The organism is Kitasatospora aureofaciens (assembly GCF_019192735.1).
GTDB lineage: Bacteria > Actinomycetota > Actinomycetes > Streptomycetales > Streptomycetaceae > Kitasatospora > Kitasatospora aureofaciens_A.
This window is the reverse complement of record NZ_JAHTKP010000064.1, coordinates 19,430-41,392: the sequence shown is the minus strand read 5'-3', so window position 1 is coordinate 41,392 and position 21,963 is coordinate 19,430. Positions and strand designations below refer to the sequence as shown.

Sequence of the window (21,963 nt, the reverse complement as noted above, 5' to 3'; positions counted from 1 at the left end):
GATCTACCCGCAGGCCGGCGCCCTCGGCCCGGGCCGCGCCCCAGCGGACCAGCGCGTTCTGCCCGTAGCCGGGGGCGCCGGTGACCGTCACGACCAGCGGGCCGGCCGCGCCGGCAGCGTCGAGCGCGGCGGCCAGTTCGGCGCGTTCGCGCCGCCGGGCGTGCGGCGGGCGCTGCTGGGCGTGCGGCGGGGTCGCCCAGTGGCTGGGCCCGCTGGACGCGCCCGGGCACGACGCCGGCCGGACCACGCCCGGCCGGCCGCCGGGGCTCGCAGACCTGCTGCGCGCCGCCCACACCCGGCCGACCCTCCTCGCGCTGGAGGACGCCCAGTGGCTGGACGAGCCGTCACTGCACTGGCTGGGCGCGTTGTCGCGCCGCTGGGCAGGGGCCCCGCTGGCGGTGCTGTGCGGCGGCAGCCGGCTCGGGGCCCCCGACCCGGACTGGCACGACCTGCTCGCCGCGGCGCCCGGAGCGGCCACCGCCCACCACCTCGTGCTCAGTCCGCTCGGCCCGGACCAGGTCGCGGCCGCCGTCGCCCGCGCCTTTGGCCGGTGGGGTGACGAGGAGTTCCTCGCGGCCGCGGGCCGGGCCACCGGCGGCCACCCCGGGATCCTCGACGACACCCTGCGGCAGTTCGCCTGGCACGGCCACCGGCCGGTCGCCGCCCGGGTCCCCGAACTGGGCACCCTCGCCGCCACGGTGACCGGCGACCACCTGATGCGGGCGCTGCGCGGGCTCACCCGCGAAGTCGTCGCCGTGGTGCGGGCCCTGGCGGTCTGCGGGGGCCTGCTCGACTTCCCGCTGGTCTGCGCCCTGGCGGGCCTCGACACGATCGGCGAGCCCCGGCTGCGGGCCGTGCTGGCCCAGCTGCCCGGCATCGGCACCGGGGACGGCACCGGGACCGAGCCGCGGCTCGCCCCGGCCGTCCGCTCCCGGGTCCTGACCGGGGCGAGCGCCACCGAGCGGATCGACCTGCACACCAGGGCGGCCGAACTGGCGTACCGCGCCGCGGTCGACGACGTCGCGGTGGCCGACCTGCTGCTCGGGACGCGCCGGATCGGCCGGCCGTGGGCGCTCCGGGCCCTGCGGATCGGCGCTGAGGCCGCCGCGCAACGGCAGGACCACCGGCACGCCGCCACCCTCCTCGGCCGCGCACTGGAGGAGGACCCGCCGCCCGCCGAACACGCCCGGCTCGTCCTGGAACTGAGCGCCGCACACCTGCTCGGCGAACCCGAAGCCGGCGACCACCGGCTCGACGCGATCGTCCGCCGCGCCGGCACCGACGGGGCCCTGCGGGTCCGCGCCGCCGACCTCGGGCTGACCGGCGGCGCCACCGCCGTGGTCCGCCGCGCCGTCGCCGACGTGCTGCCCGGGGCGGGCGGCCCGGAACAGGACGATCTGCTCGCCCTCTTCTGGTGCACCGAACCGACCGGCCAGGGCGAGATCGCGCTGCCGGTGCCCGAGGTGCCGCCGCTGCCGCCGCAGCCCGCGTCCCCCGCGCAGGCCGCGGTCCGCGCCTGGCAGCTCGCCCTCCGTGGCCACCGGCTCGACCAGGCCGGCGCCCTGGCCCGCACCGCGCTCGCCCACGAGAGCACCGAAGGACCCCTCGTCCAGCCGTGGCTCGCCGCCTGCCGGACCCTGTGCCTGGCCGACGCCCACGACGAGGCGGAGGCCGGCCTCGACCGCCTGCTCCGCGAGCTGTCCGGCAACAGGCTGCGGCTGGCCGCCCCCCACGCGCTCGCCCTCCGGGCCGAACTCCACCTGCGCCGCGGCCGGCTGGAACCCGCCGAACGGGACGTCGCCGAGGCGGAGCGAGCCCTGCACCTGCTCGGCCGGCCGGTCGTGATCGCGCCCTTCTTACGGGCCGTCGGCATCCTCGTCGACCTGGAGAGCGGCCGCCGGGACCGAGCCCGCGAACGCGCCGCCGACCCCCTGCCCCCGGGTGCCGAGGGCAGCGACCACTGGGCCCATCTGCTGTTCGCCCGCGCCGCCGTGGCCCTCGGCTCCGGCAGCCCGGCCGAGGCCGGCGAACTGCTCAGGGAGAGCGGACGCCGGCTGCTGAGCCGCCACCAGCTCAACCCCGCCCTGCTGCCGTGGCGCTCCCTGGCGGCACTGGCCAGCCACGCCCTGGGCGACCGCGCCGAGGCCGCCCGGCTGAGCGAGCAGGAGGTACGGCTCGCCCGCCGGTGGGGCGCCCCGACCACGGTCGGCTGGGCCGAACTGAGCGCCCAGCGGGTCGCCGACCGGCCGGGCCGGCTCGCCGGGGTCCGCTCCGCGGCCGGCGCCCTGCGGTGCCGCCCGGCCGGCCCCGGCTACGTCCGGGCGCTGGCCGAACTCGCCGCCGTCGAACTCGCCGAACAGGGCGGCGACCGGAAGACGGCCGAGCGGTCGCTGGAAGAACTCTCCGTGCTGACCGCCCGGCACCCGGCCGGCCCGATGGCCGTCCGCGCCCGGGACCTCGCCGGCACCCTCGACGACCGCACCGGCCGCCCCGCCGACCCGGCCTGGGACAGCCTGTCGCCGACCGAGCGGCACACCGCCGAACTGGCGGGCCGGGGCCACAGCAACCGGGACATCGCGGCCATGCTGTCGGTCTCCAGCCGCGCGGTCGAACTCAGGCTCCGGCGGGCCTACCGCAAGCTCGGAATCGACGGCCGCCCGGAACTTCGGGTCCTGGTCCGTGCCATGGAAGGACAGTGAAGGATGCTGCTTGAACGGGACACCGAACTCGCCGTGGCACGGCTGGCCCTGCGCGCCGCCGCCGACGGCCGCTCCGCGCAGCTGCTGCTCACCGGCCCGTTCGGGATCGGCCGCTCCGCTCTGCTGCGCGCCCTGCCCGCCCAGGCCGAGCGGACACCGCTGCGCGTCCTGCGGGCCGAAGCCGCCCTCATGGAGCAGGACTTCGCCTTCGGCGTGGTCCGCCAGCTGTTCGACAGCCTCCTGACCGTGCTGCCGACGGACCTCCGCGACCACTGGCTCGCCCGGGCCGGTGCGGCCCGGCAGGTGCTCGGCGATGCCGCGTTCGTCGGCCAGGAGCCACCGTCCGGCCACGAGCCGGCGACCGCTGCCGTGCTCTCCGACCTGCGCCGCCTGGTCGCCGAACTGAGCGCCGAGACACCGCTGCTGCTCCTGATCGACGACCTCCAGTGGGCCGACCGCCCGTCACTCCGGTGGCTCGGCCACCTCACCGCCCGCCTCGACGGTCTCCGCGTCCTGGTGGTCTGCACCCTGCGCGACGGCGACCCGGGCTCCCGGGACCCCCTGGTCAACGAGGTGGCCGAAGCCTCCGCCCGGGAGCTGCGCCCCACGGCGCTGTCCCGCGCGGCCGCCCGGACGCTGGTCCGCGACCGGTTCGGGGAACCCGGCGAGGACGAGTTCGCCGCGGCCTGCCACGAGGCCTCGGCCGGCAACCCGGCCTTCCTGACGTCCCTGCTCGGCGCGCTCGCGGCCGCCGGCCGCCGTCCGACCAACGCAGGCGCGGACGCCGTGCGGACCCTGCGCCCGGCGGCCCTGCGCGACCGGCTGGCGGGCTGCCTGCGTTCCCAGACCGCGCCGGTGCGCGACCTGGCCGCGGCGATCGCCACCCTCGGGGAGCCGGGCGACACCGCGCAGGTCGGCCGGCTCGCCGGGCTGGATCCCGTCGGCTGCGCCGCCGCACTGCGCGGACTGCACCGACTCGGGCTGCTGGCCGACCCGAACCGGGCGATCTTCGTCCACCCGGTCGTACGGGACGCGGTCGAGGCCGCCATGAGCGCCGCCGAACGCCAGCGCCGGCACGAGGGAGCCGCCGCCGTGCTGTACGACGCCGGGCGCCCCGCGGAGCAGGTCGCCGTCCAGCTCATGGCGGTCGCCACCTCCGCGCACCCGTGGTCGGCGGCGGTCCTGCGCAGCGCGGCCGACACCGCGCTGCGCCGCGGCGCACCGGACCTCGCCGCCCGCTACCTCCGGCGCGCGCTGCTGGACGTCTCCGAAGCGGACCCGGAACGCGCCCGGCTGCTGGTCGAACTGGCCGTCGCCGAGCGGTCGTTCGACCACGCGGCGTGCGAGCGGCACATCGCCCAGGCGATCCCGCTGCTGGCCACCGCCCGGGAGCGGGCCGCCGCCGCGCTCCACCTGCCGTCCAACTTCCTGCGGGCCACCACCCCTTCGGCCACCGCCCTGCTGCGCGAGGTGGCGGCCGAACTCGGCCACCCCGACACTCTCGACGGCTTCGGACGGGAGGCCGCACTGCGGCTGGAGGCCAGGCTGCGCCACGCGGACTGCCGCGACCCCGTGCGACTCGCCGAATCCATCGGGAAGTTGAGCGTCATCGAGCCTGCGGTCTGCTCCCGCGGCGAACGCGAGCTGCTGGCCGTGCTGCTCCACGCGGCGACCCTCGGGGCGGGCCGGCCGGCTGCGGAACTGGCCCGGCAGGCGGAACGGATCCTCGAACGGGAACCGGCCACGGCCCTGAGCCCGCACTCCGTCGTCCCGCTGCTGGTGACCACCCTGGTCGGGGCCGACGCCCCGGGCGCGCTCGAATCCTGGCTGTCGGCGGGCGAAAGCGGCCGGCACCCCTCCGGCGCGGCCGAGGCGGCCCCGGACCACGCCGAACGGGCCCTGGTCCATCTGGCGAGGGGCCGGCTGACCCTCGCGCGGGAACAGGCCGAGCGCGCCTGCGCACGGGCCGAGGCCGGAGGGTCGACCGGCGACGGCCTGGCGGCGGTGGCCCTGGCCGCGGTGGCCCTGGCGACCCGGGACCTGCCGCTCGGCGCACGGGTGCTGGCCGCGACCGACCGGCACCGTCCGGCCGGGCTGGCTCCCGCCGCGATGCTGGGGCTGCTCCGCGCGCGCCGGCAGATGCACCGGGGAGATCCGGCGGCCGCCCTGGACACCGCCCTGGCCTGCGGACGGGAGCTGGAATCCACCGGCTGGCGCAATCCCGTGCTCTTCCCGTGGCGTCCGTGGGCGATCGGGCTGGCCCGGGCGCTCGGTGACGAGTTCGCGGCCCGGGCGCTCGCCGAGGAGGAGCACGCGCGGGCGGAGGCCTGGGGCGCTCCGGTGGCGCTGGGCCGGGCCCTGCGCCTACGGGCCGCCCTGGCGGGCGGCGGGCCGGCGGTGGATCTGCTGCGCGAGGCGGTCGAGGTGCTGCGCCATTCGGCGGACGAGCTCGAACGTGCCCGGGCCCTCCGGGACTTGGGCCGTCGCCTCGGCGCGGGGGCGGAGGCGACGGCGGTGCGTCGGGAGTCCGACCGGCTCGCCGCCGCCTGCGGTGCCGGGTGGCCCACCGAGCGGACCGGCCCGGCACCCGGCCGGGAGCCCGGAGCGTCCGCCCGCGGGGTGCTGACCCCGTCCGAGCGCCGGGTGGCCGACCTCGTCGGGAACGGACTGACGAACCAGGAAATCGCAGCCGAACTGCAGGTGAGTGCGCGCGCGGTCGAGAAACATTTGACGAATTCCTATCGCAAACTCGGGATTTCCGGCCGGCGGGAGCTTGTGACGGTTCTGTGCGGTTCGAAACCTGCTGTTCGCCTTTGATCCGGAAGATTGCTCCGGCAGATCCGGCCGAACCTTCGACCGAATATCGAACTCCTGCTCGCCGAACTTTGGACGTGCTCCCACATATGCCGTCTGACCTGCACGGATGTGGACCGTACCGAACCACGTACCGAACCCCCGGGCCACCCACCGAACCTCCCGCCGAACGCCCACAGAATTGGACCGGACCAGCCCGGGTGCCGTTGACCGGCCGGATCGCCGGTCCCTAGAATTCTGTTCTGAGTTCACTGCGGGTCGGCCGTCCGAGAAATGGCCGGGATATCCCGTCCGATATCCAACCCGCACTCGCACCCCGAAGGGATCCGACTTCCGTGGTCATTTCCGCTTCCGCCCTGGCCGATTCCGCTCGGACCATCGTGTGCGATCGAGAGCCCGGCCACGGCGCGGCACCGAAACCCCGTCCACTCGCCGACCAGCCCGGTCTGAACATGGCCCGGCTCGACCGCACCCTCACCATCCGGCAGGCCAACGAAGCCTTCTTCTGGCAGTTCGGTCGCTCCTCCGCCGACCTCTGCGGTCGGACCTTCAGCGACCTCGTGCACCCGAGCGTCCAACAGCCCCTGCTGCGCCAGTTCTCCGGGCTGATCGAGGGCCGGCGCGACCGCTTCGCCACCGACGTCATAGCGGTCGGCCCGGACGACGAGGCGTTCACCGTCCCGCTCACCGCCGTCATGGTCCACGGCGGCCTCCCCGACGAGTCGTCGATCCTCGTGATGGTGCCCAACGGGCGCCCCGAGTCGGCCGAGACCGAGGTCGTCGCCGGCCGCAAGAAGCTGCTCAGCGAGATCGACGCCCGGATCCTCGAAGGCATCGCGGCAGGGGTGTCGACCGTCCCGCTCGCCGCGCGGCTGTACCTGAGCCGCCAGGGCGTCGAGTACCACGTGACCTGCCTGCTGCGGAAACTGCGGGTCCCGAACCGTGCGGCCCTGGTCTCCCGCGCCTACTCCATGGGCGCTCTCAAGGTGGGGGTCTGGCCGCCAAAGGTGGTCGAGAGCTTCGTCAAGTAGCCACGCCCGCGAACGGCGGGGCGGAGCCGGTACCCCCGGCGCGGCCTCGCCGTTCGGCCGTCCGGCTCGTGCGCGCACCCGGCGCTCGTGCTCGGCCGGGTCCGACACCTCGGCGCGGTCGCCGGCCGTCAGTGGTGGCACGAGACGGCCAGGAGGAGGAACAGGATCACGAGGCCGAGCGTCGTGAGGCAGCCGGGGCCCTCGCCCGGCTTCTTGCGGTTCTTCTCCACGCTGCCGCCCGGCGCGACGTCCGGGTGCCGCTTCGCGTAGTGCTCGATCTGCAGCTCCTGGGCCCGGGACTCGCCGAGCCAGGGCGTTCTGTACCCGCACTCCCCGCACCAGTAGCGGTAGGCCATGTCGCATCCTCCAGTGTCGTCGGTGTCCTGACCGGACGCCTTCGAGCGTGGTGTTTGTGCAGGTCGGGGGACAGGTCATGGCACCGGCCATATGTGACCGGCCGTCACGGTAGGCTCACCGGCGGTCGTACACGCTCAACATGGGGGTATGCCGTGGAGACGGAACAGCTGGGAACGCTGTTACGCCGGTTACGGATCGAGGCGGGGCTCACGCAGGAGCAGGTGGCGGAGAAGTCGAACGTGAGTGTGCGGACGATCCGCCGGCTGGAGACCGGCGGGTCCACGGATCACCGGCTGGGGACGGTGAACCTGCTCGCGGACGCGCTGGGGGCCTCGCCCGAGGACCGGCGGCGGCTGGCGGCGACGCTGGCGAAGTCGCCGCCGGTACCGTCCGGGCCTGCTGAGACCGCAACTGCCGAGCCCGCGCCGGAAGAGCCCGCAGCTGCCGAGCCCCCGCCCGCCAAGCCCCTGCCCGCAGCGGCGCCCGACCGCACGCCACCCCGGATCCCGGCCGTCCTGGCCGACGCCGCCGCCGAGTTGGCGACGGAGGTCCGCCGCCGCTGGCGCCGCGAGGAGGAGCAGCGCCGGGTGCACGACCCGTTCCCGCTCCCGGTGCGGTGGCAGCGGGCGCCCGAGCCCCTGATGGACCGTCCGGAGAACGTCCAGCGCCTCGCGCCCGGCGAGGAGGCCGCCCGCCTGGAGCTGGAGGGCGATCTGCGGTCGGTGGCCGAGGTGTACCGGCAGATCCCGTCCGGCCGGCTGGTGGTGCTGGGCCGGGCCGGCTCGGGGAAGTCGATCCTGACGATCAGGTTCGTGCTGGACTTCCTGCAGGGCCGGGCCGCCCCCGACCGGGTGCCGGTGATCTTCAGCCTCGGGTCGTGGGACCCGACGACCACCGCGCTGCGCGACTGGCAGATCGACCTGCTGCTGCGCGACCACCCGCACCTGGTCGGCCGGGGCCCGGGCGGGGCGACGCTAGCCGCCGCGCTGATCGACGCCGATCTCGTCCTGCCGGTGCTGGACGGGTTCGACGAGATCGCGGAAGGCCTGCGGCAGGACGCGCTCGACGCGCTCAACGCCACCTCGCAGCCGCTGGTGCTGACCAGCCGGCGCGGCGAGTTCGCCGAGGCGGTGGAGGCGGCCCGGACGCCGCTGGTCTGGGCGGCCGGGATCGAGCTCACCGACCTGACCCCGGACGACCTCGCGGACTACCTGCCGCGCACCGCCCGGCCGGTGACCCGGGGCGAGGAAGCGCCCGAGCCGATCTGGGACGCCGTCCTGGACGACCTGCGCGCCCGGCGGACCGAGGGCAGCGCGCACCTCGCCAGGGTCCTGAGCACCCCTCTGATGATCATCCTGGCCCGGACGATGTACAGCGACGCGCCCGACCGGAGACCGGCCGAACTGCTGGACGCCGAACGGTTCCCCACCGAGCACGCGCTCGAAGAACACCTCCTGGCCGGCTTCGTCCCCGCCCTCTACCGCCGCCGTGCCCCGGAACGCGACGCGCCCGGCCACCGCAGCCGCCCGCGGCAGCTGGACGTGCAGCGGGCCGAACGCTGGCTCGGCTACCTCGCCGAGCACCTGGTCCGGCTCGACCGGCACGACCTCGCGTGGTGGCAGATCGGCGGCTCGGTGCGGCGCCCGACCCGCGTCCTGGCCACCGTGGTGGCCTCCGCGCTGTGCGTCACGGCGGCGGAGTGGCTGATCGGCCTGATCCTCGTCGTGGTCTACGCCGGTGACCCGAGGGTCAAGGGCGTGAGATACGTCCTGGAAGGCCTCATGGTGGGGCCGATCGCCGGCCTGGCGTTCGGATCCGTGTACGCGGTCCTGACCGTGTTCGGAGGGCTGGCCCTGGAGCCGACGTACGTACGGCTCCGGCTGCCCGGCACCCACCACGGCGGCGGTCCCCGGCCGGTCCGCGTGTTCACCGGCCGGTTCGCCGCCATCCTGCTCGGCGGCACCGTGATCGGCCTCGGAATCGCGCCCACCCAGACGCTCCAGCGCACGATCTACTTCGGCGCCCCCCTGTTCGACGGCGAGGTGATCCAGGGCATGTTCATCAACATGCTGGTGTACGGGCTGATCTTCGGCCTGGCCGCCGGGGTGGTGTTCGGGCTCACCAGCATGCTCGAAGCGCCCCTGGACACCGCCTCCGCGGCCACCCCGGTCTCCCTGCTGTCCTCGAACCGCGCCACGGTGAGCCGCCAGGTCCTGGTCCTCGCCCCGGCGTTCACGCTGGCGATCGCGCTCGGCGGGCGCCTGCTGGTCGACGTCCTGCGGGGACCGCTCGGCGAGATGTACTGGCCGCTGGAGGACGGGATGTACATCGGCGCCATCGGAGGAATCGGCGGCGCGCTCGCCTACGCGCTCGGCTTCACCGCCTGGGGCCAGTGGGTGATCCTGGCCCGCGTCTGGCTTCCACTGACCGGACGGCTGCCCTGGAACGTCGCCGCCTTCCTCGACGACGCCTACCAGCGGGGCGTGCTGCGCCAGACCGGGGCGGTCTACCAGTTCCGCCACCTGCGGCTCCAGCACCACCTCGGCCACGCCTTCCGCCGGCAGCAGGCCGACTACCGGCCGGCCACGTACCCCACCCGGCCCTGACCGCGGTCCGCGGTGGTGCCCGGCCGGGCACCACCGCGGACAAGCTGCGGGGGATCAGGCGGCGGACCAGTTGCTCTGCCTAGAAGATCGAGCAGCCCGACAGCGTGGTGAGCGCGTCCAGCGCGGCGACCGCCGCCACCGAGTTGCCGGCCTGGTCCAGGCGCGGGCCCCAGGCGCAGACCGCAGCCCGCCCGGGCAGTATGGCGAGGATGCCGCCGCCCACCCCGCTCTTGCCCGGCAGGCCGACCCGGAAGGCGAACTCGCCCGCCGCGTCGTAGGTGCCGCAGGTGAGCAGCACGGCGTTGACGCGCTTCGCCTCGCTGCGCGTCATCAGCCGGGTGCCGTCGGCGCGCACGCCGTACCGGGCCAGGAAGGAGCCGGCGAGCACGAGGTCGCGGCAGCTGGCGGCGATCGCGCAGTGCGCGTAGTAGTGGTCGAGCACGGTCTCGACCGGGTTCTGCAGGTTGCCGTGGCTGGCGATGAAGTGGGCCAGCGCGGCGTTGCGGTGGCCGTGCTCGGCCTCCGAGGCGGCCACCGCCGGATCGGTGTCGAGCAGCGGGTTGCCCGACTCCCGGCGCAGGAACTCGCGGACGGCCCCGGCGGCGTCGCCCGTCAGGCTCTGCAGCCGGTCGGTGACCACGAGCGCGCCCGCGTTGATGAACGGGTTGCGCGGGATGCCGTGCTCGGTCTCCAGCTGCACCAGCGAGTTGAACGGGTTGCCGGACGGCTCCCGCCCCACCCCGCCCCAGACGCCGTCGCCGCCGTGCGCCAGGGCCAGCGCCAGGCTGAACAACTTGGACACGCTCTGGATCGAGAACGGCCGCTCCCAGTCCCCGACCCCGTACAGCTCCCCGTCCACCGTCGCCACGGCCATCCCGAACGCCTCCGGATCGGCCGCCGCGAGCGCCGGGATGTAGTCCGCGACGCGCCCCTGACCCGTCGTCGCCCGGGCAGCCGCGGCCGCCGCGTCCAGCAACCGCCGGTAGTCCAGGCTCTCCTCGACGGGCACACCGCTCACTGCTGTTCCTCCACACGCACGATCCCCACCGGATGCTCCCGGTCCGACCAGGATTATCCGGGTCCGGGGGCGGGTGACGACGACAGGGCCTGTCGTGGGTCGCTCCTGTGCTTCGGGGGCACGGACCGCCACCCGGACCGCCACCCCTCGGAGGACACACGATGACGATCAACCGCCCCGGCCTGCCCGGCGACCTGCCCGACCCGGAGCTGTTGTGGGCGCGCTGGGCGCCCGGCCGCTGACCGTACGCCAATAACCGGGCTCGGCGCCCGGCCGGACTCTGTTACGGTCATCCGGCCGGCCGCGGGACTCCGGTGCGACTTCCGGAACCTGCCTTTACAGCAATGATTCGCAGCTCGCGCCCCCATTCCCCGGCCGGCCCCTCCGAACCGACCGCAGGAAAGCCGACGACCGCTGGGAAGCCGATGGAAGCGTACGCCGACCTGATCGCCGCCGACGACGTACTGCTCTTCGTCAACGCCGCCATCACGGCCACCGGCCAGCGCGAGTTCCACTCCACGGCCGCCGAGCAGCAGCTCTCGCTCGACTTCCTGCACGAGTACATGCGCGTCAACTACCGCGGCCTCTACGCCGCCGCGCTCGCGCTCGACATCAACGACCACAACGCCACGCTCATCGTCCGCCACCTGCTGGAGAGCACCCGCGAGGCCACCGCCGAGCAGCGGCACACCGAGGGCCGGCTGATCGCCCGCCGCCTCGCGCTGCTGCCCCCGCAGCGGGTCTACAAGCTGATCGGCGAGCTGCGGCGACGGAAGGTCAACAACCGCCGCACCCGCGCCATCCTGCGCGACTGGCTCGCGGCCCGGCCCGACCAGACACTCGACGCCGTCAAGTACCGCGCCGGCCTCAAGCGCGCGCTGCGCCACGCCCACCTGCGGCCCGGCCACGAGGAGGTGGGCGGCTTCCTGTTCGCCTCCGCCGCCCGCGCGCCCTACCGCTCGCCGCTGCTGGACGCCTGGCGCCGCGCCCACTACGAGCAGTCCGCCCTCTACGACCTGCCGTACACCGTCGCCGAGGGCTTCGCGCAGCGCCACGGCATCCCGCGCGGCGCCTTCCTCGAACGCATCGCACCCCGCATGACCAGCCTGGAACGGCTGCGCCTCCAGGAGTCCGCCCGCGGCCACGGCGCCGCCGTCACCACCGACCTCACCCGCATGCCGCTCACCCGGCTCGCCTCGTACGTCCTCGGTCTGCCGGCCGCCGACCGCCTGGCCCGCCGCGCCGAGCTGACGGAGGCCCTGCGGGCTGCCGCCCGGCGTGCGGCCGGTGCGCAGGCGGGCAGCTGGGGCCGGGTCGCGGCCGTGCTCGACGACTCCTTCTCGGCGTACGGCTCGGGCGTCAAGCGCCGTCGCCCCCTGGCCGCCGCGCTGGCCTGCCACTACCTGCTGGAAGCCCTCGCCGCCGACTACACCGCGCTGTGGACCACCGGCCGCACCGACGCGCTGCTCGCCCACCCGTACGGGCCGACCCCGCTCGGCCGGCGGATCCTCGACGCGCTGGACACCGCGCCGCAGCGCCTGCTGATCGTCTCGGACGGCTGGGACAACGCCCCGCCCGGCCTGGCGGCCGAGGTGCTGCGGGTCTGGCGCACCCGGCTCGACCCGGAGCGGCGCACCAGCATCGTGCACCTCAACCCCGTCTACGACGCCGACGGCTTCGACGTCCGCCGGCTCGCCCCGACCGTGCCCACCGCCGGGCTGCGCGACGCCGAGGACCTGCCGGCCCTGGTCGAGTTCGCCCAGTTCGCCGAAGGCCGCACCGACCTCGGCGAGTTGACGTCCCACCTGGCGGCGCGCACCGAACGCTTCCTCGCGGCCGGGGAGGCCCGATGACCACGACCCCTGCCTTCCGGCTCGACCTCGCCGGGCTGGACACCCGGCCCGCCCAGGTCTGGGGCGGGGTGCGGCTCGTCCCGCTGGTGCGTGCGGAGCCGCTGACCGACCTGCGGCTGCACCAGGAGCTCTACGAGACCGAGTACGCGTCCGTCCCGGTGGAGCGGCGCACCTCGTACACCTCGTACATCCCGCACGGCTTCGTCGCCGACTGGACCCGCGACGGCACCGCGGCCGCCGCCTACGGCACCCAGCTGGCCAGCACCCAGCCGGCCGACACGCTGCCCGAGCGCGTCCGGCTGCAGCCGCCCCGGCGCATGGCCAAGCGCGAGGGACGTACCCGGCTGCGCTTCCTGCCGCTGCACCTCGCCCTGGAGGGCTACCTCGCCCTGCACTTCGGCGGCCCGACCGTCGCGTGGGAGCAGTGGTCCCAGCAGGCCCTGCGACGCGGCCTGTCGCCGCGCGCCGAGGAGGCGTACAGCGGCGACCAGGTGCGCGGACTGGCCGATGCCCTGCGGGTGTTCGAGATCCACCCCGGGCAGTGCGGCGTCGCCGTCTACGTCGCCGACGCCCTCGCCGCCGCCTTCGTGGTGCCGCACCCGGACGACTACCGCTCTCTGCACCGGAGCCTGCTCCTCGACCTGTACGGCGAGCTGATCCACCACTACGGCACCCTCTCCGCCCCGGTGCCGGACTTCCGCGCCGACCTGCGGTCCGCCCCGGTGCGCACGCTGGCCGACCTGCGCGCCGCCGTCGACGAGCAGGAACGCGCGTGGGCGCGGTTCCACGGCACCACCATGGCCGCGGGCCTGCTGGACGCCGACTACCGGCGCCGCACCGTCCACCGCCTCGGCCGCTTCACCCTCGCCCGCTTCGTGCCCGACTTCCGCCCGAAGCAGGAGAACCACATCGGCGAGGCCATCACCGACGACACCGGCCGGATCGCCTATCTCAAGACCTTCCGCCTCTCCGAGAGCCAGGTCCGCCGCGGCCACCTCCTGGACCGCCTCGCCGCCCACGACTGGCACCTCGGGAGGACGGCGGCCGCCCTCGACCTCACCGAGCCCCAGCTCGGCCTCCGCCTCGAAGCCGCCGGCTTCGGCCACCTGCTGCGCCAGGACATCCTCGACCACTACCGCAAGAAGGCCGACGGGCGTTAGACCTTCCGGAAAGCGGCGGGGCGAGGCGTCATGCGCCCCGCCCCGCCGTCCCGCGCATGGGCTACGCCACGACGTGGTACCAGTAGCCGCCGGTGCGCAGGCTGACGTAGTGGACGTTCGTGCCGGTCTCCTGGGCCTCGTACATCATGTCGGCACCCGTCGTGGGGTCGGTGCCGGCGTAGATGATGACGTGGTGGGTGGAGTGCGGGCCGTCGCCGAAGAACTCGATGTCACCGGGCTGGCGCTGGGACGCCGAGATCGGCAGGGTGCGCCGGTCCCAGGTCTGGTCGTTGGTGTTGCCGCCGTTGCCGAGGTCGATCCCGGCGCCGAACCAGTAGGCGGCGCGGACCAGGCCGGAGCAGTCCAGGCCGACGGTGGTGTTGGCCGGGCAGGGCAGGATCGAGCCGGTGTAGTCGGCGCAGGTGCCCAGGGACGGGCCGGGGCCCTCCCCGCGCAGCGAGTGCCCGCCGCCCCAGACGTACGGGAGGCCGAGGAAGGACTTCGCGGCGGTGAGGACCTTGGTGTCGTCGATCGGGCCGCCGGACGGCGGGGTGCCGGTGGAGATCGGGCCGGAGCCGCCGCCGTACAGGGCGTTCTTGGTCGCCGGGCCGACGATGCCGTCCACGGCGAGACCGCGGGAGCTCTGGAAGTTGCGGACGGCGGTGTCGGTGCCCGGGCCGAACTGGCCGTCCACGGTGAGACCGGCGCCGAGGTTGTTCAGCATGGTCTGGAGCGTGGAGACGCAGCTGCCCGAGGCGCCGCTCTGCAGGGTGCCGCACTGGGTGCGCAGGTCCACGGTGGTCGACGTGCCGCCGCCGGAGCTGCTCAGCCCGTAGAGGGCGTTCTTGGTCCCGGTGCCGACGATGCCGTCGGCGGTGAGGCCGTGCGAGGACTGGAAGTTGCGCACGGCGGTGTCGGTGCCGGCGCCGAACTGGCCGTCGACGGTGAGGCCCGCGCCGTAGCCGTTGAGCACGATCTGGAGCGTCGACACGCAGGAGCCCTGGCTGCCCTGCTGGAGCTGGCCGCAGTCGCTGAGCAGGTTGAGGTCCGAGCCGCCGCCGGTCCCGCCGGCCAGCGCGGCCTTGGTGGCCGGGCCGACGATGCCGTCGGAGACCAGGCCGTGGCTGCTCTGGAAGTTGCGGACGGCGGTGTCGGTGCCCGGGCCGAACCGGCCGTCGACCGTGAGACCCGCGCCGAAGCCGTTGAGCTGCTGCTGCAGGGTGCTCACGCACGCGCCGGTCGACCCCTGGGACAGGTTCGCGCAGGAGGTGGAGAGGTTGACGGTGCCCGAGGCGCTGAGCGCGGCCGAGTCCAGGGCGTTCTTGGTGGCCGGGCCGACCAGGCCGTCGGCGGTGAGACCGTGGGCGGACTGGAAGTTGACCACGGCGGTGTAGGTGGCCGGGCCGAACTGGCCGTCGGCGCCGATCTGGGCACCCGTCAGGTTCAGCTCCATCTGGAGCTGGGTGACGCAGCCGTCGCTCTCGCCCTGCTGGATGGTCGCCGGGCAGGCGGGCGACTGGAGGCTGATCGGGCTGCCCGCGGGGGGAGCGGGTGCCGCGACGGCGGTGCCGGTGGCGGTGGCCGTGAAGGCTCCGACGGCGGTCAGCGCGGTCGCCAGGCTCAGGCCCAGCGACATCCGGCGTCGAACGGGAGTGGATCCACTCAAGGTGTCTCTCCGTGGCAGGTGAGGGATTTTCGGGAGCGCGACGGCCGCCGGCCTGGTGGTACGGGTCGGCGGTGTCGTCGCCAGAGCAAGTCTGGGGTCACCCCTACCGCCGATTCGATCTTGCTCGGCCGTCCCAAGTCCGTCTCACACCGCCCACCTGGCCATTGGGACGCGGGGGCCGGCGGAAGTGGAGACGTTCCACGTCGAACCGTTCTCACCCGAACCGCCGGAGACGACCGGATGGTCCGTCACATGGACGTGGTGGGACGGGTGGTACGGGTCAGCCACAGGGTGGCGGTCAGGCAGAGGGCGGAGACGACGCCGAGCAGGACCGGGACGGTGCGGATGCCGGACCACTCGATGGCCCGGCCGAGCGCCGGGCCGGCGACCACGCCGCCGACCATCGAGGCGGCGATCACCAGGACCCCGGTGCCGAGCCGGAGCCGGGTCCGGCATCGGGTGCGGCCGGACCCGGCCGTCACCAGTCCAGGCTGTGCCTGGCCAGGACCGTCATTGCGAAGGATGCGGGAAGTTCGACCATCAGCGCCATGGCGAGCGCCACGTACCAGTCGCTGCCGCCCTCGGCGGTCATCACGTCGAACCAGGCGTCGAGGAGCAGCAGCGTCGCGGTCGCCGCGCCGGCCAGGGCGACCAGCCGCGAGCGCCCGGCCAGCAGCACCGCGGTGGCGACCAGCCCGGCGACCTGGAGCAGGTCCATCCCGATCCACACCGTGGACCAGTTCCTGACCTCGGCCTGCCCGTGCGTCGTCGCCCCGAGCACCAGGATCCACCCGAGCAGTAGCGCCGCGACCGCGACCAGTGTCGTGGCCGCGGCCCTGCGCGGGCGCTCCGACGCCGGGTCGTCCGCGCCGAGGCGATCGACGACGGCCCGCAGCGATCGGCCGTCCGGTTCGGGTCTCTTCATGATCGAAAATCTACCGCCGGCCCCCACCGGGGGCGCGGCCAGGTTCCTCGCCGCCTGGCTTGACGCCACTCCGCCCACGTTCTACCCCTGAAGGGGAGGCGAAAGCCGCCCGGGAGGGCTCTGCAGGGGAAGGGGGGACGATCAGGAGGCCGGACATGACACGCGCAGTCGGGATCGACCTGGGCACGACGAACTCGGTGGTCTCCGTCCTGGAGGGCGGCGAGCCGACCGTCATCGCGAACACCGAGGGCGCCCGGACCACCCCGTCCGTCGTGGCCTTCGCGAAGGGCGGGGAGGTACTGGTCGGCGAGGTCGCCAAGCGCCAGGCGGTCACCAACGTCGACCGCACCGCCCGGTCGGTCAAGCGGCACATGGGCGAGAGCACCTGGCACTTCCCGGAGAGCGGCGACATCGACGGCAAGCGCTACGCCGCGCAGGAGATCTCGGCCCGGGTGCTCCAGAAGCTCAAGCGGGACGCGGAGTCGTACCTGGGCGAGAACGTGACGGACGCCGTGATCACGGTGCCGGCGTACTTCAACGACTCGCAGCGCACCGCGACCAAGGAGGCCGGCGAGATCGCCGGGCTCAAGGTGCTGCGGATCATCAACGAGCCGACCGCCGCCGCCCTCGCCTACGGCCTGGACAAGGAGAACGAGCAGACGGTCCTCGTCTTCGACCTCGGCGGCGGCACCTTCGACGTGTCCCTGCTGGAGATCGGCGAGGGCGTGGTCGAGGTGAAGGCCACCAACGGCGACACCCACCTGGGCGGCGACGACTGGGACCAGCGGGTCGTCGACCACCTGGTCACGCAGTTCAAGAACGGCTACGGCATCGACCTGTCCAGGGACAAGATGGCCGTCCAGCGCCTGCGGGAGGCCGCCGAGCGGGCGAAGGTGGAGCTGTCGGCAGCGACGGAGACGACGGTCAACCTGCCCTACATCACGGCCTCCGCCGAGGGCCCGCTGCACCTGGACGAGAAGCTCACCCGCGCCCAGTTCCAGCAGCTCACCGCCGACCTGCTGGAGCGCTGCAAGGCCCCCTTCGAGCAGGCTGTGAAGGACGCGCGGATCAAGATCTCGGACATCGACCACGTGATCATGGTCGGCGGCTCGACCCGGATGCCCGCGGTGACCGGCCTGGTGCGGGAGCTCACCGGCAAGGACCCGCACAAGGGCGTCAACCCGGACGAGGTCGTCGCCATCGGCGCCTCGCTCCAGGCCGGGGTGCTGAAGGGCGAGGTCAAGGACGTCCTGCTGCTCGACGTCACCCCGCTGTCCCTCGGCATCGAGACCAAGGGCGGCATCATGACCAAGCTGATCGAGCGCAACACGACCATCCCGACCAAGCGCTCGGAGATCTTCACCACGGCCGAGGACAACCAGCCGTCCGTGCAGATCCAGGTGTTCCAGGGCGAGCGCGAGATCGCCGCGTACAACAAGAAGCTCGGCATGTTCGAGCTGACCGGCCTCGCCCCGGCGCCGCGCGGAGTCCCGCAGATCGAGGTCACCTTCGACATCGACGCCAACGGCATCATGCACGTCGGCGCCAAGGACCTCGGCACCGGGCGGGAGCAGAAGATGACCGTCACCGGCGGCTCGGCCCTGCCGAAGGACGACATCGACCGGATGGTCCGCGAGGCCGAGCAGCACGCGGAGGAGGACCGCCGGCGCAAGGAGGAGGCCGAGACCCGCAACTCCGCCGAGCAGCTCGTGTACTCGACCGAGACGTTCCTCCGGGACAACGAGGACAAGATCCCCGGCGACGTGAAGACCGAGGTGGAAGCCGCCGCGGCCGACCTCAAGGAGAAGCTCAAGGGCGAGGACAACCCGGCGATCCGCTCCGCGAGCGAGCACCTCGCCCAGGTCAGCCAGAAGCTCGGCCAGGCCATCTACGGCCAGTCCGCCGCCGGAGCCGGCACGACGGCCCCGCCCCCCGGCCCTCCGCCGGACGACGAGGTCGTGGACGCCGAGATCGTCGACGACGAGAAGGGCGGCAAGACGACCTGAGGAGGTCCCCGCGCGGACTTTGCGTGCCGTCCGGCCGGGGAGACGCTGGAGAGGGGAGTCAGGAGGAAGACCGTGATCCAGGTGAACGTGCCCGTGCTCTTTCCGCGCAGCGGCGGCGTGCTGATCCCTGCTGCCGAGGTCACCAGCGTGCTCCGCCGCGTGGCGGCCGGCTGGCTGAGCCTGGCGGACGGCGAGGACGGCGAGACGGAGTTCGACCCGGACACCATCCGTGCCCTGGCCGGTGCGCTGGGCCGCCTCGCCGACCAGATCGACGTGGAGTGCATCGCCTACGCCTCGCGCCCGGAGAGTCCGCCCGGCCGGGCCTGATGGCCGCCGGGTGTGCCGACGGCCGTCAGTGCGGTCGCAGGTTCAGGACGAGGTCACGCGGCAGGCCGTGGGTGTCGTGGAGGTAGTGGAAGTCCTCCTCGCTCAACGGGCCGCGGAAGCGGGGCCGTGACAGCACCTGCCGACCGCGTTCCAGGAGCCGGACGAAACGGTGTTCCTCGTCGAGCAGCACCCGGCGCACGGTCTCCGGATCCCCTGGCTGGCGGAAGTGGTCCAAGGTGTGCCGGATCAGCTCGTCCGGCAGGTCGCCGAGACCGCACCGGGGATCGTTGCGCCGCAGTACGGTGAGCACTCGCCGCACCAGCCGGCGCAGCACGTAGCCGCGGCCGGTGTTGGCCGGGCGCACCCCGTCGCCGACCACCACGACGGCCGAGCGGAGGTGGTCGCAGACCAGCCGAAGGGACGTTTCGTCGAGCGGCCACAGCGGCGGCACGAGGCGGCGCCAGGGGTCGAAGACGTCGCACTCGAACACCGACCCGCGTCCCTGCAGCAGCGAGGCCAGCCGTTCCAGGCCGAGTCCGGTGTCGACGTTGCGCTGCGGGAGCGGCACGAGTGAACCGTCGTCGAGCCGGCGGTGACGCATCATCACGTGGTTCCACACCTCCACCCAGCGGTCGTCCTCGGTCGGCGTCGACTCCGGCGGGGTGTCGCCGGTCCACAGGAAGATCTCCGAGTCGGGGCCGCACGGGCCGGTCGGTCCGTTGGACCACCAGTTGTCCTCGACGGTGAGCTCCACCGGCACTCCGCGCCGCTGCCACAGCTCCAGGGAGGCGGTGTCCGGACCGGTCTGGTCGTCGCCGCCGAAGACCGTGGCGTGGAGCAGGCCCGGATCGATGCCGAAGCCCTCGGTGAGCAGTCCGTAACCCCAGTCGAGGCTCAGCGGGCCCTCGTAGTCGCCGAGCGACCAGGTGCCGAGCATCTCGAAGACGGTCAGATGGGTGCGATCGCCGACCTCGTCGAGGTCCGTGGTGCGCAGGCACCGTTGCACGTTGACCAGCCGCCGGCCGATGGGGTGCGGGCGCCCTTCCAGGTACGGGGTGAGCGGGTGCATGCCCGAGGTGGTGAACAGCACCGGGTCGCCCGGCGGTGGCAGCAGGGTCGATCCGGTGATCGGGCGGTGGCCGCGTTCCTGGAAGTACTCGACGAATGTGCGGACGATCTGATCGGTGTTCATGGGGTGGCTCCTTCGCGTACGCAACGAGGAGGCACCGGACAACGGGTCCGCACGGGCATCGGAACCGGGCGGGAAACGCCATGGAACCACCGGCGGGCCGTTTCCGGTCGCCGGTGGGAAGTGGGAAGGACGTCAGGCGGCGGCAACCGGCGAGCTGGTCGCTCGCGCGGTAGCGGTGGTGATTCGGCCCGTGACGTTCATGGTGCCGAGATTAACGCGCCCAGTGCTCCCCTGCCACACGTTTTCCCCCGTGCTCTGCGCCGTCACCCTGCTGGTCAACTTGGCGCTCAGCGCGGCGATTCAGCGTCTGCCCACCCGAAGTCGTCCCGGTGTTGGGAGCCGGAGTGGGAAGTCGGCCCGTCGACTCTGCCGGCGAAGTAGCTGATCTGGGTCAGGCCGCTGCCGGGCGCAGGCCCTCCAGGACGGTCCGGACGAGGAGGGGGCTGCGCAGGGTCTCGTCGGGGCCGGCGCCGAGCAGGATCCGGTAGTAGACGGGGGCGTAGAGGATGTCGACCATGGTGCGGGCGGGCAGGTCGGCGCGGAGCTGGCCGGCCGCCACGGCGGCGTCCAGGCGGCGCACGCACCGCTGGATCCGGGGTTCGAGCATGGTGGCGCGGAGGTCGGCGGCGAGTCCGGGGTCGCTCTGGGCCTCGGCGATGATGCCGCGGTAGATCGTGCCGATGTCGCCGGTGAGCATGGTGGCCACGGCGGTGAGCTGGGCGGTGAGGTCGGCGGCGATGTCCCCGGTGTCGGGGAAGTCCATGGAGTCGCCGATCCGGTCGTTGACGGCGTCCAGGGCGACCGCCCCCTTGGAGGGCCACCAGCGGTAGATGGTGGGCTTGCCGACGCCTGCGGCGGCGGCGATGGCCTCGATGGTGACCTTGCCGTATCCCTTGGCCGCGGCCACCTCGAAGACCGCGTCCAGGATGGCGCGGCGGGCGCGTTCGCTTCGGCGTTCGGGGTTCGGCTGGGGAGTCATGGCCCGAGTCTAGCCCACGCGTGACGTTACGTTTCGTTTTGACAGCGGCCCCGGGATCGTCCTAGCCTCATCAGCGTTACGAAACGTTCCGTAACGCTGCCTGCTTCTGACTGCTCCCATGAGCCTCCCGAAGGGAACACCACCATGACCGCAGCGTCCCCGTCCGCCGACCGCTTCGAGCGAGGGCTGGCCATCCTGCGCCGGATCGCCGGCCCCGAGGGCTCGGCCATCCTGAACGGCCTCGGTGACATCGCCCCCGACCTCGCCCGGCTGACCGTCGAGTTCGGCTACGGCGACGTGTACGCCCGGCCCGGCCTCACCCTCGCCCAGCGGCAGCTGATCAACGTCGCCGCGCTGACCGCGCTGGGCACCGCCGCCCCTCAGCTGCGCTTCCACATCGACGGCGCTCTCAACGTCGGCGTCGAGCCGGCCGCGATCGTCGAGACGATCATCCACATGGCGGTCTACGCCGGCATCCCGGCCGCGCTCAACGGCATGGCCGTGGCCAAGGCCGCCTTCGCGGCCCGGCCGGACCTCGGCTTCACCCCGCCCGCGAGCCGGACCGACGGTGCGGAGACGCTGCGGGAGCGGCACGAGCGCGGACTCGCCGCGCTCGACCGGATCGACGGGGAGGCCGGGGAGCGGGTCGTCGCCTCGCTGTCGGACATCGCCCCTGTCCTGGCCGACTACATCGTCGACTTCGCCTTCGCCGACGTCTACTCGCGCCCCGGGCTGGACCTGAAGACCCGTGAGCTGGCCACCGTGGCGGCCTGCACCGCCCTGGGCACCGCCGCCCCGCAGCTGCGGGTCCATCTGCACGGCCTGCTGAACGTCGGCGGTACGCGGGAGGAAGCGATCGAGGCGATCATCCAGATGGCGGTCTACGCGGGCTTCCCGGCCGCGCTCAACGGCATCGCGGCGGCCCGCGAGGTGTTCGCCGAACGCGACGCGGCCGACCGGGCCGACGGCTGGGCTGCCGGCCGCAGCGCGAGCGGAAGTGCGAACTCCGACCGCGGGGGGTACGGCCGGCCGACCGGCGTCGTCCGTGTCTCCGGCCCGGCCGGGACCGGCCGATGGCCCGCAGTCACCGGGCCGTCTCGGCCATGACCGCACGGACGGTGACCAGGCAGGGATCGCAGTACCGGTCCGGGAACGCCGGCCCGCAGTCGTCCGCCGTCGGCACGACGCGCTGGGACGGCTCCAGGAACCGTCCGCACAGGGACGCCATCGAGTCGTCCTTCGCCACCACGTGCCACACCACGGCGGGAGGGGACACCGCCGGATCGTGCTCGGCCCACATCTCGTACACGGCACATCCTCCGGATCGCTG

Annotated in this window: 16 protein-coding genes and 1 pseudogene; 9 read left to right on the top strand and 8 right to left on the bottom strand. The window is 73.8% G+C overall.

Annotated elements, in window-relative coordinates:
* The first annotated feature begins 80 nt into the window (after positions 1-80).
* From KV557_RS44640 to KV557_RS35000, 3 genes are all read left to right on the top strand, one after another.
* A complete protein-coding gene (locus KV557_RS44640) occupies positions 81-2,699 on the top strand; it encodes a helix-turn-helix transcriptional regulator (protein ID WP_308130223.1) in 2,619 nt (872 codons plus the stop codon).
* A 3-nt stretch (positions 2,700-2,702) separates the two neighbouring features.
* Entirely contained in the window at positions 2,703-5,516 is a 2,814-nt protein-coding gene (locus tag KV557_RS35005) for an ATP-binding protein (RefSeq protein WP_218205621.1), read from the top strand.
* A 449-nt stretch (positions 5,517-5,965) separates the two neighbouring features.
* A complete protein-coding gene (locus KV557_RS35000; protein WP_218205620.1) occupies positions 5,966-6,544 on the top strand; it encodes a LuxR C-terminal-related transcriptional regulator in 579 nt (192 codons plus the stop codon).
* Positions 6,545-6,672: 128 nt separating this feature from the next.
* Here KV557_RS35000 and KV557_RS34995 read toward each other — a convergent pair whose 3' ends face one another.
* On the bottom strand, positions 6,673-6,900 hold the full coding sequence (locus KV557_RS34995; RefSeq protein WP_218205619.1) for a hypothetical protein: 228 nt from the start codon (positions 6,898-6,900) through the stop codon (positions 6,673-6,675).
* A 153-nt stretch (positions 6,901-7,053) separates the two neighbouring features.
* On the opposite strand from KV557_RS34995, the gene KV557_RS34990 reads away from it, so the two are divergent.
* Positions 7,054-9,507 carry an XRE family transcriptional regulator gene (locus KV557_RS34990; RefSeq protein WP_218205618.1) on the top strand — a complete coding sequence of 818 codons (2,454 nt, stop codon included), beginning with the start codon at positions 7,054-7,056 and terminating at the stop codon, positions 9,505-9,507.
* Positions 9,508-9,586: 79 nt separating this feature from the next.
* On the opposite strand, the gene KV557_RS34985 is transcribed toward KV557_RS34990, so the two are convergent.
* A complete protein-coding gene (locus tag KV557_RS34985; RefSeq protein ID WP_218205625.1) occupies positions 9,587-10,498 on the bottom strand; it encodes a glutaminase in 912 nt (303 codons plus the stop codon).
* A gap of 452 nt (positions 10,499-10,950) precedes the next feature.
* Between KV557_RS34985 and KV557_RS34980 the strand changes: the two genes are divergently transcribed.
* On the top strand, positions 10,951-12,378 hold the full coding sequence (locus tag KV557_RS34980) for a hypothetical protein (RefSeq protein ID WP_218205617.1): 1,428 nt from the start codon (positions 10,951-10,953) through the stop codon (positions 12,376-12,378).
* Complete coding sequence (locus KV557_RS34975; RefSeq protein ID WP_218205616.1) at positions 12,375-13,538, top strand: ARPP-2 domain-containing protein; 1,164 nt, start codon at positions 12,375-12,377, stop codon at positions 13,536-13,538. The genes KV557_RS34980 and KV557_RS34975 overlap by 4 nt, the downstream gene beginning before the upstream one ends.
* Before the next feature lie 61 nt (positions 13,539-13,599).
* Here KV557_RS34975 and KV557_RS34970 read toward each other — a convergent pair whose 3' ends face one another.
* The 3 genes and pseudogenes from KV557_RS34970 to KV557_RS34960 all read right to left on the bottom strand — a co-directional run bounded on the left by KV557_RS34970 (position 13,600) and on the right by KV557_RS34960 (position 16,129).
* Positions 13,600-15,204 carry a C40 family peptidase gene (locus tag KV557_RS34970; protein ID WP_218205615.1) on the bottom strand — a complete coding sequence of 535 codons (1,605 nt, stop codon included), beginning with the start codon at positions 15,202-15,204 and terminating at the stop codon, positions 13,600-13,602.
* Between the two features lie 248 nt (positions 15,205-15,452).
* Positions 15,453-15,632 (bottom strand): annotated as a pseudogene (locus KV557_RS34965) (MFS transporter); the annotation flags it as partial.
* Positions 15,633-15,682: 50 nt separating this feature from the next.
* Positions 15,683-16,129, bottom strand: a complete 447-nt coding sequence (locus KV557_RS34960; protein WP_218205614.1) for a hypothetical protein — start codon at positions 16,127-16,129, stop codon at positions 15,683-15,685.
* Between the two features lie 155 nt (positions 16,130-16,284).
* Between KV557_RS34960 and dnaK the strand changes: the two genes are divergently transcribed.
* Entirely contained in the window at positions 16,285-18,135 is a 1,851-nt protein-coding gene (dnaK, locus tag KV557_RS34955) for a molecular chaperone DnaK (RefSeq protein ID WP_218205613.1), read from the top strand.
* A 72-nt stretch (positions 18,136-18,207) separates the two neighbouring features.
* Positions 18,208-18,462: a DUF6213 family protein gene (locus KV557_RS34950; protein WP_218205612.1), complete on the top strand. Its 255-nt coding sequence runs from the start codon at positions 18,208-18,210 to the stop codon at positions 18,460-18,462.
* 25 nt (positions 18,463-18,487) lie between these two features.
* Here the strand turns inward: KV557_RS34950 and KV557_RS34945 are convergent, their stop codons facing one another.
* Positions 18,488-19,654: an alanine--tRNA ligase-related protein gene (locus KV557_RS34945; protein ID WP_218205611.1), complete on the bottom strand. Its 1,167-nt coding sequence runs from the start codon at positions 19,652-19,654 to the stop codon at positions 18,488-18,490.
* 391 nt (positions 19,655-20,045) lie between these two features.
* Positions 20,046-20,633 (bottom strand): TetR/AcrR family transcriptional regulator, encoded by a 588-nt coding sequence (locus KV557_RS34940; protein WP_218205610.1) that lies wholly within the window; start codon positions 20,631-20,633, stop codon positions 20,046-20,048.
* 144 nt (positions 20,634-20,777) lie between these two features.
* Between KV557_RS34940 and KV557_RS34935 the strand changes: the two genes are divergently transcribed.
* Complete coding sequence (locus KV557_RS34935; RefSeq protein ID WP_218205609.1) at positions 20,778-21,740, top strand: carboxymuconolactone decarboxylase family protein; 963 nt, start codon at positions 20,778-20,780, stop codon at positions 21,738-21,740.
* Here the strand turns inward: KV557_RS34935 and KV557_RS34930 are convergent.
* Complete coding sequence (locus tag KV557_RS34930; protein WP_218205608.1) at positions 21,718-21,942, bottom strand: hypothetical protein; 225 nt, start codon at positions 21,940-21,942, stop codon at positions 21,718-21,720. The two genes, KV557_RS34935 and KV557_RS34930, sit on opposite strands and share 23 nt — an antisense overlap.
* Positions 21,943-21,963 lie beyond the last annotated feature (21 nt).

Coding starts and splice junctions, on each gene's coding strand:
- KV557_RS35005 (WP_218205621.1), top strand. CDS start 2,703: ATGCTGCTTGAACGGGACACCGAACTCGCCGTGGCACGGCTGGCCCTG.
- KV557_RS35000 (WP_218205620.1), top strand. CDS start 5,966: ATGGCCCGGCTCGACCGCACCCTCACCATCCGGCAGGCCAACGAAGCC.
- KV557_RS34995 (WP_218205619.1), bottom strand. CDS start 6,900: ATGGCCTACCGCTACTGGTGCGGGGAGTGCGGGTACAGAACGCCCTGG.
- KV557_RS34980 (WP_218205617.1), top strand. CDS start 10,951: ATGGAAGCGTACGCCGACCTGATCGCCGCCGACGACGTACTGCTCTTC.
- KV557_RS34975 (WP_218205616.1), top strand. CDS start 12,375: ATGACCACGACCCCTGCCTTCCGGCTCGACCTCGCCGGGCTGGACACC.
- KV557_RS34960 (WP_218205614.1), bottom strand. CDS start 16,129: ATGAAGAGACCCGAACCGGACGGCCGATCGCTGCGGGCCGTCGTCGAT.
- dnaK (WP_218205613.1), top strand. CDS start 16,285: ATGACACGCGCAGTCGGGATCGACCTGGGCACGACGAACTCGGTGGTC.
- KV557_RS34945 (WP_218205611.1), bottom strand. CDS start 19,654: ATGAACACCGATCAGATCGTCCGCACATTCGTCGAGTACTTCCAGGAA.
- KV557_RS34940 (WP_218205610.1), bottom strand. CDS start 20,633: ATGACTCCCCAGCCGAACCCCGAACGCCGAAGCGAACGCGCCCGCCGC.
- KV557_RS34935 (WP_218205609.1), top strand. CDS start 20,778: ATGACCGCAGCGTCCCCGTCCGCCGACCGCTTCGAGCGAGGGCTGGCC.